Genomic DNA, 16,067 nt, shown 5'->3' on the forward strand with positions numbered 1-16,067 from the left:
AGTCCCGCCCAAGAGTATAGCCTTACGGAAGTTTCAAGAACATCATCAATATTGTTGGTTGATGCAACGGTTAGGAATGCCTCTAGTCTTAACAGAACATTGCTATTCTCCGAAACCCCGACATTAATACCATTGGTGTTAGTGATGGAGTGAGTGACATCATTCCAGTCTAAACCGTTTGTTGAAATGTAATACTTTAGTTTAAATTCCGCATACTGATATCCAGAAGCCCAAACTTTCATAACTTCTGGTTTACTTCTACCGTTGCCCAGCATAATATCAAGAATATTGGTAACTCTCTTTTCTATTTCAGTGTTTAGGATTTGGACAACAGGAGTTCCAGACTCATAAACACTGTATCCATTAGTGACGCCATCTAAAACGACAAATATGTCAGGCCTTCCCATGTCTGCAAGTATATACCTAAACTTACCTCTATCAACTTTTAACTTACCCTGAGACTCAAGCTGAATGTCTAAATCTTGCAGAGTGTTCCAGGGTAGAGTGGTGTTAGAATCAACTTTCATAATAATTCTAGCAGTTACCACACTGTTGCTCAGAGTTAGGTAGTACTTAATGCCCAGATTAGTAGCTTCAGGGGTTATATCTATCCAGGAGTTGTTGCTAAATCTTTCTATCTTGATGCTGAAATCATCAACTGATGGAGGAGAAATATAGAGATAGTTAGTCTCAAGGGAATTTCTCCAGTTACCGAGGTATAGAGTATTGGTAACACTGTCACCTTTTCCTATATACACTGGAAGCAACTGTGCGGAAGGAGTAGTTTCGTAAACATTACTCCACGAAGAAAGTGTAAAAACATCGGGTATACTTCTATCAGTTATTATGGAAACTAGCCTAATGGTATCTCTATTGCCCTGATCGTTTTCTACGGATACGTCAAAGTTTGTCATTTGTCCAAAACTATAAGTAGAACCTGGGATTGCTTTGATCTTTACATAGAAAGTCTTGACCTCTGAAGGTTCAAATATTGAGGAAAATCCTACTCCCGTGACCGAAGAGGTTATATCATCACCTTCACTAGAATAGTATCTTATCTCCCATTGCTCTTTATTACCATCACCTCTGAGAGTGAATGCGCCACCTATGTCTGAGTTTTGGTTACTTACATACAGTGCGATAATGTCTCCTAAAGCTTTATCAAAGATATTTGTTGTAGAAACTGTGTAGTTTGTGTTTCTAATGCCTCTACCGCTTCCATCGTAAGCATATATGTCCGGAATTCCTACGCCAAAAGTTATTCCGTATGTTCCAACGTCTCTTAGTTTAGTGCTCGTTCCAAAAACCTCAAACTTAAGAGCAAGTTTATCGTTGTTATTAGTTGCACTGATCGGCTTACCACTTATCCTATAGAGAACATCACTGCCATTTGTAACGGAATTGGTGATCCCCGAAACATTTGTAACATCGGTAGTGACCTCATACCAATCTGAAGGATTGGAGAAGTCAGGATTGTCTATATTGTTCCCTACATATCTATAGATCTTGTATTCCCAGATATTGTCTCTATGAACCTCGCTTACCTTTATTACTACATTCTCAGGTACCGGCCTGTGGTTCTTTACTCTAAAAAGTCCTTCCTTGTAATCACTGTCAGTATTTTGGTAGGAGTTGAAAACCAATTGTTCTGGTGTGTGAACGTTTGTTGTAAACATGTTATGTCCTCTGTATAAGGGTTCATTAGTTTTTCTGACAAGCAAATCTGGAGGTAATACTTTTTCGCTAAACACCGAGAAGACGTCCATAACGTCAGCTTTTAGCGGTGACCTTAAGATTATCACGACTCTATTAGTATCGCCTAGGTTTGCACCAAAGCCTGTAGTTTCGTTAGTTGAATGCACGACTAAGCTTAAGGATAAAACTTCACCAGAAGGGATAACGGAGGTTGTCCATCCACTGGGATTAGTGACACTTCCGGTTATATCTGCACTAGCATTTGATACAGATATCTTCCACTGCACAGGATTTGCATTGGTAATTCTAACGTTAAATTCAAAATCTGAAGGAGAGGGATTTGAAAGCACGATTGTATAAACAATGTTTGATACCACATAGCCATAGAGTTGTTGAGCACTAGGATCAGAGGTTACGAAGTTATAACCATTGGTGCCATACAGAGAAGATGAGGCTATACAATCAACTCTAGTTGATACCAGTCTATCGTATATTGCAACGGTGTCACGCTTAGAAATGGTGTTTGTATCGCTATCCCCTATTCCAACAAAAAACACACCCATTACTTCATTAGCACCACTTGGATAGCTTGACGGAGAGATAATCCTAACAGTTATGTTACTTCCAATGTTACTTGGAGAAAGATTTGAAAGCACAAACCCTTGATTAGTTATGTAACTTGTGATATCAAATCCACCAAAGAGATACTCAACTTTCCATTGAGTAGCAAAACTTCTGTTGCTTGCTCTTACTATTATCTCTTCGTTGTAACTGCCTAGGTTGGTTATGGAAACTTCGTACACATTGGTGAGTCCGTTGTCAATTCTATTGCTAATTCTCTGAGAATAGTCTTGTGAGAACATTCCTCCGCCAACCCAAGTGCTATCGTTAGCTTTCCTAACAACCATTTCCACTTTAGTAATCACAGGCCTTATAACAAACTTGATTACATCTTCTTTAGTAGGATCAATTGAAGAAATTCCCTTTATAACGATATTCTTCGGGACATTTATCGGAACCGAGGAATTTGTTGGGGAGAACCTAACTTCAATGGGGCCAAACTCAGCACCATAGGGAAGATTGATGGTAAAACTCCCGTTAACTATACTTGATGTAACATCTTGTCCGTTGGTAAGGTATTCAACTTTCCACCAACCATCTCCTCCTGTTCCTTGAATTTTAATATTATCATTTCCTCCAGTGTTCTTAACATAGAAAAATCCTAGTTTTTCAACACCTACGTTCATTCTAAGCTCAATGGTCTGATCGCTACCATCGGAGTTTATAATATCATTGCCTAGATAATTACTTCCGTCCTTGCTTATTCTCAAATCAGGTTTGGCACTGCTGACTATGCCTCTAAAGCCAATAACATCAGATAACACCCAAGAACCATTTGGCAACCTAGTATCAACATAACCTTTGACAACATAGTTATCACCACTGGATAGGTTTACCGAAGGTGTAAGGTGAACTCTTATTGCAACGATATTGGAATTACCACCAGCATAAGGCTGAAGATTGGTAACAAAGCCTAAATTTGTCACGCTAGCGGTTATTTCCTGAGCTACTATCCACTCACTGCCATTATTGGTGCAAAGGAAGTATTTAACGATCCAGTTAGGAGGGTTATCCCTATCTCCCCTGATTCTGATCTCTCTGGCTGAAGTAGCGTTATTTACAAAATAGAAGAATCCCTTGGCTGAGCTTACGCCGTCATTGTAGGTATAATCGTCAACAAGTTGTCCAAGGTTATAGTTATCAGTGCCTCTTATAACATTTAACCCACTCATATCGGAGCCAGAAGGTAGCTTACCTACCATACCGTCACTGAAGTAGTATTCGGTGAACTCAACTTTGAGATTGGTTATGACTATTCTGTTAGTTCCCTCATTCACTCTATTACTTAGGATGATATACATAAACACATTACCTTTCTGGTTTATAAAGTTTCCGCTCTGACCATTAGTGAATGATGTATAGTTTGTGGATGCTCCTGATGAGTTAGTCTCAGGGGAGAGTAAGAACAGGGCTAAAGCGCCACTGGGGTTTTCGGCAAAGCTAGCAGTGACTTTGGCAGATAGAGGCACAAAACCCGTTACAATGTCCGGATAGATCAAGTTTTTGACTCTAAAGGTAGCAAAACCATTGTAAAGTCTCTCATTCAGAAGCAAATCATTAACCCATATAACATTTCCGAATTGATCAAGTTTTGCTAACCTTCTCTCGGGGTTAGCACTGATAACATATAGAAAAGCACCGTCGCTTGCGATTCTAGTATGATGTGCAACCCATGCTCTATAGGTAAGATTGACATCTCTTTCCCATAGCATCTGTCCACTGTTTTTGTCAATTCTTTGCAAGAAGCAATGGTCATTTTCCGTAGGACCGTGATTTATCCACACGACAAAAACAGAGTTTCCAACAACAACTAAGTCAGGATATGCATCTGCACTGTAAGTTCCCTCATCTGTGCCGTTTCCAACCATTACATCGTTAGTCCCCCAAGCGGAAATGTTATTTGTCCAGACTACCACAAAGTTGCCCCCACTGAAATTGACCTTCTGGAGAAATACTTTGCTCTTAGCGAGGTTTCTATGGTAAAGCTTGAAAGCAACATACAAGTTGTATCCATCAATAACTGCAGAAACTGTCTCCTCTCCAGAATACCAGTAGTTGGCGTTACTATAGTTTGTATACATGTTTACAGTTTTATCACTGGTATTGCCTCCCCAGCTAACTCTATTCATAGTTGTAGGATCTATCCTTTGTGCCCTGATGTTGAAAGTTCCACCTGTGTTATTAAGCCAGACTACGTAAAGATAGTTATCAGGACCTATGTCTACATCTGGATAGTAATTGTTACCACTGCTAGTATTGATCTGGACATCAGCAACTATATTACCATTTGTTTCGTTTATCTTAGCAATTCTTATGTTATCGGCAATATAGTAGACAACATACACAAATCCACCGTAGTAAACGGGCTTAGCTTGATAATTTGCAGTGTTGGCAACTGCTACCTCCCATTGCACTACACCAGATGGCGATATCTTACTGACAAATATTCTCCACCCACTTCTGTTATCACTGTAAACTACATACAAATTGCCTGAACTATCAACACACGCGGACGGATACCTACTTTCGCCATTTGCCCAACTTAGAAGAGTATCATTGGTATTAGTTCTAGTCATTGGACTTAAGGGCCATTCTTTGACACCACCAGTTGTGAGTTTGTGAGCATAAACATCATACCTAAAAGGTGCATTGTCCAAAAAGTATGAAGAAGGAGATATGTAAGAATGCACCCCGAGTTCTCCAACTGTATAAACTCTGGAAGAGAGTTTGTCTACAACCACGTCAACTATAGGGCCGTCCCATGACCAAAGAGTATAACGATCGTTTCTGACTCCTCCGACCCAACTGCTGATATAGTTATTATTGTCCATAAGATGGAAAGCATCAGAAAAATTTTCTTCCCAAACTAGGGTATTAGATGGTGTCTTGTACAGAATTCCGCCAAAACCGACCGAACACAACAAGTAAGAAACGAAAACTATTAAAAGCCTCCTCATACGGTTCCTCCTACTTAACAAACAACTTTTTAACAATTACCTCTTTACCTGTGTTAATGGTAAATATGTAAACTCCTTGCCTAAGGTAAGCACCACTCTCATCAGTACCATCCCATAGCACATAGTAAACTCCTTTTTCCTTTCTCTCATCTTTTACCAAATGTCTAACGAGTTTTCCGTTGATGTCGTATATTGAGATTGTTACAATAGAAGGCTCAGAAACAGCATAGACAAAGTTACCACCTTTACCACCTTCTATGGGATTTGGAAATATTCTCACATCAACCTTATCCGCAACCATATTGAATGAAACCAACTCAAAGTTGACTACATTTGTCCCTATTTCCAGATAGATGTTGCTAACACTACCTACATACCCTCTAGCATCAACTTTCATTTTGTAAAGTCCGCCTATGACTGGGTAAACTGGAGCAGAATAGTTACCACTTTCATCACCAGTAACAGTAACTTTAACTCCGTAAGGATCAGTTACCTCAATAATGGGGCCAGATATTCCTACTTTTGTTTTCCTGTCTTTAACGCTACCAACTATAAACATGCTCTCTATCCCCACCTTGTTAGTCACGTAATCTTTCCTGTTAGTGTTTTTTAGGGACCAAACTTCTATAAACTGTTCAAACACATCAGCAGGGCTAGCCTGCAAAGAAGGCTTAATGACCGCTTTGATGAAGTAAAACTGACTAGGTTGAATTTCTGGAGTAAGGTAATTACCGTTGCTCACTTGCTCTGTTATTTCTGCGTCAGAGCAGTCGTAATACTTAACATCCCAGATATTACCACCTACATTAGCCTTAACAAAAAACCTCTCTGCAACAGCATCAACATTCATAATACCTAAATACAGTGTAACTGGAACATTCTTAAACGTCTTTACAACTTTTCCAGCATCAGAGTAAGAGGTAAAAGAGAAGATGTTGTCGTAACCACTGGCACTTCTTAGATCTACCCTTGGATCAACTACCACATCTCTCAGGATAACAAAGTCATAGATATTATTTTCAATGTCATAGGTTTTCATTGAAAGTCTTAGATAGGAGTAGAATCCACTGCAGACCAAGGAATTAGTGTTTGTAAGAACTCTGTAAACTTTGATATGTTTACTTTCACCAGCTCTGAGTTCTACAACATAGTTGGAAGTAAAAACCACTCCAGTTATATCATCACCATTCTCGGAGAGAATACGTGTTGTAAAGTTAGGAGAGTGATTACTCTCAACACTTACAATAAATCTCACCTTATCTCCAACGCCTATTGAATTACTTAAAAATATGGTGTATACGTTAGTCTGATTTAACTCAATCTTATTCGTTATAGCACCGTCTAAGATCCCTTTTCCGGCGGAATCTTTATTGTCTTCGTCACTTCCTAGGGCAAAAATATCGGCAATAGCATCAACATAGACAATCTCTACTCTCAAAACGGAGTAAACGTTTGTATTTTTCTTTGATATTGCTCTGATAGTAACAATGTTGGTTGTCCCACTTACTAGCTCGGTGGTGTTTGTAACTCTAAAGCTGAAAAGGACTATCCCACTTCCCTCAATTCTAGGAGTGGTAAAACCACTTCCGAAAATGTAGGAAGAAATATCCGTTGAGTTCGTGAAGAAGCTTACAACCCACCCTTCCGGATTAGATTGACTAGCTCTCAAAACAAACTCTTCCCAGACATTGTCAGCATTGGATACAACAAAACTACCTGAAGAAGATTGATATTTACGGATCTCGGCTGTTACGGTACTCTCAATTGAAGGACGAGACATCACACTAACCCGAGGTTTCACAACCTTATTTGTTATGTACACTACATCAAAAACGCCAGGGTTGTCATACAAACTGAATTCATACCTTATTACAACTAGATCTCCTGAAATTGCGGTATTTTTCGGTTTCACGTAAACATATATGTTGTCTTCAGGCCATCCATTAGCACTGTTATAATTTCTTATTGAATTTGTATAGCCAGAACTGGTGAGAAGTTCATTACTTACAAACTCTCCACTTTTATTAGTGTGGTAAACCTCAAACTTAGAAACATCTCCGTAGAAAGTTGCTTTCAGTCTAAACTCTGGTTCTCCCTCAACAGGAGCAATATTCCTAAGAACGAGTTTAAATCTTCCAATTTCGTTAGCTTCTGTTTTTTGGTAATCAAAACTATCGGGGGCAAATTGGTTTGTCCCTCTGAGAATGCCTGTAGTTATGTTAGATATAGCGATATCAGGAAGCCCAGGAGTTATAACACTTCCAAACCAGACGGTATCCAACCTTCTTTGCAAGGTGATTGTCTCAAAGTAGAAGAAGAAAAACACCTCGTCGTTTACGAAACCATTGGTGTTAACAATTAAAACTCTCAAAAGCTTTTCATAACCATTGGTTATAAGATTTGTCCAACCAGCATTGGTGTTGGTTACTAAAGAGGTTATATCGTTGTTTTTCTCGTCGTAGAATCTGAAGATCCAGTTGGTTATGTGGTTTCCAGGTTGGTTACCGTTTGAAACTGTAGCATAAATCCTAAACACATCTCTAAAGTCTCCATCATTTTTAAACCTTAATATTATATCTTCCCTAGGATACCTAAGAGTAAGACCGTAGAGGAAATAGTTCTCGCTAACGAAAGTATTAGTAATGATATCAATACCAGCATATCCTCCAATGCTGTCATGGTATGCATCAGGTAGACCTCTAACCGCTATAAAACTATGCATACCTCTGTCAACTGTATTTGTCCTCAACATACTGACAAAGTCATACCTTATTTCAAGGGTATTGCTTACAGCACCGTTTGTTGTTTGTAAATTGTTTTCAACGGCATTGGTGAGGGTAACTTCTACCAGAACCTCAACCTGCTCTCTTGCAGAGTATAACTTAATCCATCCAAGGTTAGTAACATAGGCAGTTATATCGTTAGTAGTGTTTCCAACAATAACCCTAAATCTGTAGTTCCAGTCTGCTAGGCTACCGCCTATATTTGACAAACTAGCTTTTAGAGTGTATTCTTGTAAACTGTCTGTATCATTTTTAAGCCTGATCTTTACATTGTTAGTTCTACCGGCTACTATCTTATTACTTAAGCTAGCCTGACCGAGATAAGTTGTGGATATTGTTGGTATGTCAATCCATCCAGAGATAAATGAGAAAACACCCATATCTGGCTTAATGGAAACAGCTCTGTTGGAAATAACAACTACGTCTTCTTGAGAGTTGACATAGGAAGAGTAAGCTCTGATCTTAATTTCTATCCATTCATCATCTCCCGCAGTTGCTAAAGGATAGGAAACAACCTTTAATGTAACACTACTTCCCAAAGGTAATGTGAGGTTTGAGGTATTGGTTATGTTGTGTGTGATATCGTTATCTGAAAGATCTAGATACTTGATAAACCAACTACCACTAGCCTTATCTCCAACAATGTTGATTATATCAGGATCGGTTGTGCTATCGTTCTGCACAATAACAACGTTTGTTCTAACTTCCACTCCTCCCTTAAGCATGACGTTAGTTATATACTGGTTAGCCCCTGTTGAATTGTATACATTGTTACCGTTGGTTGCTGAAGAAATATCGTACCCTACCATTGCATCGGGTTTTACTTTTATGTTCCTGGGTCTTGCGTAAACGACATCGTAAGCGTTGGTAAAGTTGGTAGTGTAAGCTAACAGCTTAACCCACGGTTCAACACCACTCTCAACTGTTGAATCTGGTGTAAACACACCTCTGAAGACAAATTCTTCACCAACACCTAAAGCTATATTAGTGCCGTTAGTTATGCTTAAAGTAATGTCATCACTACCTAGATAATAAACTTCACTCCAACCGCTGTTTGTTATACCAAATGACCTTAAGTGGATAATATCTACCTCCTCTCCATCGTTTTGTAGTTTGAAGTAGTAGGTGAGAGAACGATCATTTACGGTTCTTACCATTATTGACTGAGTGAGGGAGATATTAGTTGAAACGTAGTTATTATCCTGAACACCACCTAGGAAGTAGGGATTAGTAGCAACGATAAGATCAGGCTGATATTTATGGTTTTCAAAGACTAGTCTTATACTATCTTTTCTGAGGTCGTCATAATAAACATTTGTATCACCAGAGATAGTGTAACGGGTGTTTGTTGAAAAAGAGAAGAACTCTAGGTTCAGAAAGCTTCCCACTGGAGCGTTAGTTTTTGCAGAAACAGTAACTTGAATTACTTTCCTCTGCCCTGACGGTATCTGTAGATGATATGGAAATGATACACTCTGCCCATCGGTTATGTTTGATATAACTATGTTCCAGTCACTTATACTGCCTAGAGTAGTGTAGAATCTGTTGGTTACTAAAACTACATCCTGTAGGATTCCCTTGTTTTCTATGACTATGTAGTTGGTTACTACAGTCTCATACCCTGCAAACTTTGAGTTTACAAGGTTAGAGAAAACTTGAGTTATGGGGGAAATCTCCCAGAGGTTTGTTCCCGAAATGCCTGAGACATTACTAATGAAAGCATCTGGAAGATACTTCCAAGATATTGCTCTTAGAGTTATGGAATCGTGGAGATAGCCACCTTGTATGGCACTTGAGTAAAGAGAAAAGTCTTGAAACTCTCTATCGCTAGCGGTGCTTGGGATTGAGACCTCAATTCTAAAGTTGGTTGTGGAGTTTGTAGGAACTATGATACTATACTCACCGTTGGTGAAAGCGGTTGATACATTAACATTAGCCCAATTGTATACCGAAACAGGCCAACCAGATGGTGTAAGGTAGAGATAAAATTGTCCATTTGTATTTCCTGTGTTGTGTAGCTTTACATAGTATATGGCTTTACTTATCCCATCAGAGAAGGTGATGTTTGTTAGTAGCTGGACAGTAGGAGAAGGTGATATAAAGTTACTTCCAACATAGGTAGTAAAGAGCGAATTTGTTGAAGCAAATAAGTCACCTGTGTAGTAAAACAAGATCTCAAAAGTATAGTTTGATACTACCACTAATTGGTTACCATTGCCAATAGCTTCAACTCTAACCCTTAGATCATTACCAAGGTTAGTAAACTCAACTGTTTGGTTTGTGGGAGCAAGGTAATAGTTTATACCACCGTTAGGAGAGACTCTAAATGTTGGTGCACCGGAGTAAGTAGAGTTTACTCTAACAGCTACTGGGGTTCCAACCAAATTCTGTAGTAATCTTCTTGAGAGAATATGTGAATATTTTTTGAATTGTATATCTGGTAACTCTCTAAGCCAAACGAGATTTCCACCAAACTCATCAAACTTCGCAACCTTAACTCTAACTTTACCAACTCCTCCATCCTCCTTGAAAAAGATATATATTGCTCCTATGCTATCTATATAAAAGTCTGGTAGATAAAATCCACCACTGTTGGCGTAAAGAACACTATTAAAATTCATCCTTCCTTTTACTTCACCAGTATCCTTATCAACCTTAGCAAGGTAGAGAATAGGAATACCACTTGAACGGTCAACGTAGGAGACATAAAGATTGCCAACACTATCATAAGATACTGAGGGATATTCCTGATCTCCACTACCTCCTGAAATAAGCTTTGTCCACTCTCTAGCACCGTTGTTTGTATTAACTTTTGCTAGGAAAACATCCATATCACCGTTTCTTTGATCAGCTAATGCAACGTATAAACTGCTTCCAAGAATTGTCATTGAAACCTTTGGAGCGAAATGTCTGGCATAGTTTAGAATTATTCCTCTATCAGTTGTTATATTTGTGCCAGTGCTCCACTGTGCAGAGTAGACATCATTAGTGGATATCTTATTAATACCAACTCCAAAATCCCTATTTGGACTCCAAATCCAATGTTGCCCAGAAGCGTAGATAAAACCATCTCTATAGATAGCTTCTCCAGCTATTATAAAACTACCACCATTGAAGACTGTAAGATACTGAGTTCCTGGAGAACCCGGAGATAGCCACATTTGAGTCCCATTAGGAAGTATCTTGGAAACAAAGGAAAGCTCTCCACTACCTATTCTATGCCAAACCTGAACCAAGTAAAGTTCTTTACTATCACCAACTGCTGAAGAAAGCTTGAACGGTATAGGAGTGTATGAAATATTGTCCCCATATCCGTTGTCTACTCTCCTACTCCAAATAAGTTCTAAACTACTTCCCAAATCTCGCCATCTGGAAGTATAAGTGTAATATTTTCCGTTCAAAAACTGTAAGAAAGAGATGTATATATGATCACTGTCATACACAGAAATAGTAGGAATTCTAGCAAAGTTATAGTAGTTGCTGTTGGTTACCGCATGCATTGATACCTCAACATTAGTAGAGAACAGAATACTGCCATTAGTGTTAATCTTGGTTAGGAATACCTGCCACTGCCCATCATATCTACCATCAGTCCAGACAATGTAAAAGTTTCCATTGTAGTATGCGTAGTCACCCCACTGATTGTTCCAGTTTACCCATCCATGCACGTCAGGATAACCAATCTCAGCAACTCCATTGATTATCGTCATCGTTGTTCTTTGAATATTTGCAGTGTTGTCAAACTCTTCAGTGAATATCAAAGAAGCGTAGGAAGAGTAACTACCAAAAAGCACCAACAATATTGTCAAAAGAACTATCCCAAATCTTTTCATTACAACCCCCAGTAGCACCTAGATAATATTCCTATCTTCCTGCACAAGCGTTATAACTGAAAATGAAAGATTTCAAAGATTAGAAAATCCTAACTAAAAACTTTGTAACAAATTTCGTGCCAAAACTGTACCAAACTTTAGAAGTCTCTGAAAAAACTACTAACTCTAACTCTCTCAGGGAAAAATACTATCTAGAGTACACTAAAGGTTGTGAAAAATTTTTACACTGATTTTGCAAAGATTTCACACTTGTTTCAGTAAGTTACTTCTTTTTCCTCTATTTCCTCTTCCTTCAGGAGTATGCCTAGTTCATCAAGTTGTTTTTTTTCTATTTGTGAAGGTGCACCGCTTAACAGACACAGAGCTTTCTGAGTTTTTGGAAAGGCTATTACATCTCTTATGCTATCTGCTTTCTGTAGAAGAGCAACAAACCTATCAAGTCCTATTGCTAATCCTCCATGTGGTGGAGCACCATACCTAAAAGCCTCCAACAAAAACCCGAACTTTTCTTCCGCTTCGCTTTCACTAAGACCAATCAGTTTAAATATTTTTCTCTGCAACTCTTGGTTGTGTATTCTTATACTACCCCCTCCCACCTCAGTGCCGTTAAGGATAATATCATAACTCTGGGCTCTGACTTTAAGTGGCTCCGAATCAAGTAAATCTATGTCTTCATAAACTGGTGCGGTAAAAGGATGATGCAAAGGATCTAGTCTTGCTTCTTCCTCATTCCACTCAAAAAGCGGAAAGTTCACAACCCAACAGAATTTAAGGCTATCGCTGTCCATAAGTTTGAGTTTCTCAGCTATCCTCAGTCTTATCTGTCCTAACGTTGTGGTAGCAATATCCCACCTATCTGCAACAATAAGAAGCAGGGATCCTTCCTTAGCGTTAACTTTTCTTATGATCTCCTTTCTGACTTCTTCGCTAAAGAATTTGGTAATGTTAGATTCTAAGTCTCCCCCTCTGACCCTAAACCAAGCTACCCCCTTAGCACCAAATTCTGTAACCCATTCTTTCAAGAAATCTATCTCACTTCTAGGGATCTCGTCCCCCCTATCAACAACTATACACTTTATTACACCACCGCTCTCAATAGCATCCTTAAAGACTCTAAACTCTGTTCTACTAGCTATATCAGTAATGTCAATAAGTTCCATTCCAAACCTGAGATCTGGTTTGTCGGAACCAAACCTATTCATCGCTTCTTCGTAAGAAAACACAGGAAACTTATCTCTGATTTCAATCCCATAAACCTTCAAGATTACCTCTTTTATCATCTCTTCAACTGTGCTCATAACGGAGTTCATGTCAACAAATGACATCTCAAGATCAATTTGAGTAAACTCAGGTTGCCTATCGGACCTAAGATCCTCGTCTCTGAAACACCTAGCTATCTGATAGTATCTGTCAAAACCTGATACCATGAGTATTTGTTTAAATATCTGTGGTGACTGAGGTAAGGCGTAAAACTTTCCTTTGTTTAGCCTACTCGGAACCACAAAATCTCTTGCTCCCTCCGGAGTTGATTTTATCAACATCGGAGTCTCTATCTCTAGAAAATTGCTTCTATTTAGGTATTCCCTAACAGCTTGAGTTATCTGGTGTCTCTTTATAATGTTACTTTTCATCGTTTCAGATCTTAGGTCAAGATACCTATATCTAAGCCTCTTGTCTTCGGAGACAATCTTAGCGCTTTCAAAAGGAATAGGTGGTGTTTCAGAAGTATTTAAGATCTCGAAGTCAGTGACTATGATCTCAACTTTACCAGTTTTGATGTTAGGATTAATACTCTCCTCTGGGCGTTTTTTGACAACTCCCCTGACTGCCAAAACATATTCGTCTCTGATTGCTTCAGCTTTTCTGTGAGCTTCTTTATTTACCTCAGGGTTGAATACAACCTGAACAACACCCCTGATGTCTCTTAGGTCAACGAATATCACTCCTCCATGATCCCTTACACTCTTAACCCACCCATTTACTACAACTTCTTTATCAAGGTATTTTTCGGTAATTTCACCACAGTAGTCTGTTCTTAACCACTTCTTATCCATAAAACCGTCCTCTCCAAATCTTCTACAAAGCAGAGGTAATTATAATCAATTAACCAGAGGAATTTAAACTAACAAAAATCTAAAATCCGCAACTGAGTACGGTTCTACCTTTCTTTTCTCAACAAAAGCCGAGAAGCCTAGCATAAATTAACCTTTACAAACTTAGTAGAGACTGGTTAGGATGCAAAAGTGAGTGAAAGTAAGTGTAGGTGGTTCTAAGGAATACTTCATATTAAGCTTCTCAATTTTTGCAAAGTTAAAACTATGGTAGTGTTACGATAACACTATTCCCAGCTTGGTCTACTTTGATCTTCTCATACTCTGGATAGGTTTCTGCAATCTCGGCTAGATCGTCAAGAAACTCTTCAACTCCCCCGCCGTAGAGAATTTCAAACACTGCAAGATTTCCTGAAACTAATTTTCTTCTAACTTCCTGGGAACCGGGTAAGGTTGAGAGGAATGAGGAGAAGTCTTTTACTGCTTTGAGATCTTTAACTCCTATAGCTTTCACTTCTATTTTTTCCCCTTTCATCAAGTATTTCTCACATTTGGGAAGCAGATCTTTTAGTGTGGATTTGGCTATATAGGTCAGTATTATCTTTTTTGCTTTACCTTCGTCTGAGGCATTGTTAACTAGTCTCTCTCCTTTTTGTGAAGACCCAAGTCCTCTGGCTGTTGCGGAATCGTAAACTTTCATATTTGCTATTCCTTCAACTAAGATCCATCCTTTTCTAGAATAAGGTTGTGTCTTCATATCAATATCTACTTCAATGTATATTGGAGCTTTGATTTCGTTTGCGAGCATTTGAGCTAAACTCATAGCCTCTCCCCTCTTTTCCTCATACACTGCTACAAACTTCTTGCTAAGTTCTAAGCTTCTTTTATATTCAACATACTCAATACCTAGCTCGGACAGATAGGAATTCACAGTGTCTACTAAAAATCTTAGATCTTCATCCTTTTCCATAGTAGTATACTCTGATGGAGATGGAAAAACCAGTATCGTTTTACCCTTTAGAGGAGAATTCTTGGATAGCTCAAGCTTTATATCCTCGTCTTTCGCAACGTGGGCGTTGACAGCTAGATGAGATAGTATCAATATAACCAGGAGTAGGTTTTTTTTCATATGGTTCCCCACTTGTGTCTATAATATAATATAATTCTGTCTTGCTCCTTTCAAAATCAGTTTCAGCTTCAGCTTAATAAATTCCCATTTCCATTGAGCGAGTAGATAGGACTTAGCTTTTTGTTTATCTACCTATTTGCCTCTAGGTAACGTTCGTCAGTTACAAAACTTCACTACACTAAACCTCTTAAGTGCCTATTAAGAAGGGTGTTTACATAGTCTTGACAGGAGTTACGGGAAAATTGAAGGAAAAGCTGTACTTGGATACCGAATTTTGGAATTTATTGGCTTAGCTGGATTTCTCTAAATTAGTTTTCTAGGAATATACTAACTTATCAAGGACCCTGTATTGAACTGCTTCTGCAATGTGTGAGTCTTTTATCTCTTCGCTTTCCTCAAGATCTGCAATGGTTCTGGAGATTTTTAGGATTTTGTGGTAGGATCTCATACTGAGTTTGAACTTTGTCATTATAAACTCAAGGAATTTTTTTGAAGATTCGGGGACATTGCATATTTTGTCAATATAGGTTGGAGGTATCTTTGAGTTTACTGAAATGTTTAACCCAAGTTTTGAGAATCTTTTTGCCTGAATTTCTCTGGCTTTTGTGATTCTGTCTTTATAATATTTGGAGTTATAGTAGTTGTTTGTTTGTTCAGAGATTTCGCTAAACTTTACTCTGGGTACTTCTATGTGCATGTCTATTCTATCTATGAAAGGAGTACTTATCTTGTTGAGGATTCTGAGGATGTCAGAGGATGAATATACCCTATCTGTGTTGTCTTTAGCGACATTCATTGCACTGACGAACATAAAATTTGCAGGGAAGATAACGCTTCCCTCAGCTCTGGAGATGGTAATTATTCCTTCCTCAAGGGGTTGTCTTAAAACCTGTAAGACGTTTGATTTAAATTCCTGAAGTTCGTCAAAGAAAAGGACACCGTTGTGAGCTAGGCTTATTTCACCCGGTTTAGGTATTCTACCACCACCTATTATTGAT

Annotated in this window: 5 protein-coding genes; all 5 read right to left on the minus strand. The window is 38.6% G+C overall.

Annotation, left to right across the window (positions count from 1 at the left end):
• Positions 1-5,273, minus strand: a 5,273-nt coding sequence (locus ABDH28_05020; GenBank protein MEN2998377.1) for a hypothetical protein, incomplete at its 3' end; no start/stop codon positions are given.
• A gap of 10 nt (positions 5,274-5,283) precedes the next feature.
• A complete protein-coding gene (locus ABDH28_05025) occupies positions 5,284-11,889 on the minus strand; it encodes a T9SS type A sorting domain-containing protein (GenBank protein MEN2998378.1) in 6,606 nt (2,201 codons plus the stop codon).
• 254 nt (positions 11,890-12,143) lie between these two features.
• Entirely contained in the window at positions 12,144-13,943 is a 1,800-nt protein-coding gene (gene aspS / locus ABDH28_05030) for an aspartate--tRNA ligase (GenBank protein ID MEN2998379.1), read from the minus strand.
• Between the two features lie 262 nt (positions 13,944-14,205).
• Positions 14,206-15,069 carry a hypothetical protein gene (locus tag ABDH28_05035; protein MEN2998380.1) on the minus strand — a complete coding sequence of 288 codons (864 nt, stop codon included), beginning with the start codon at positions 15,067-15,069 and terminating at the stop codon, positions 14,206-14,208.
• 316 nt (positions 15,070-15,385) lie between these two features.
• The coding region (locus ABDH28_05040) for an ATP-binding protein (GenBank protein MEN2998381.1) at positions 15,386-16,067 on the minus strand (682 nt) is incomplete at its 5' end.

The sequence above is a fragment of the Brevinematia bacterium genome (assembly GCA_039630355.1).
In the GTDB taxonomy this organism is placed as follows: domain Bacteria; phylum Spirochaetota; class Brevinematia; order DTOW01; family DTOW01; genus SKYB106.

What these genes read in the sequence shown, in the direction of transcription:
- ABDH28_05025 (MEN2998378.1), bottom strand. Translation starts at nt 11,889, where the DNA reads ATGAAAAGATTTGGGATAGTTCTTTTGACAATATTGTTGGTGCTTTTT.
- aspS (MEN2998379.1), bottom strand. Translation starts at nt 13,943, where the DNA reads ATGGATAAGAAGTGGTTAAGAACAGACTACTGTGGTGAAATTACCGAA.
- ABDH28_05035 (MEN2998380.1), bottom strand. Translation starts at nt 15,069, where the DNA reads ATGAAAAAAAACCTACTCCTGGTTATATTGATACTATCTCATCTAGCT.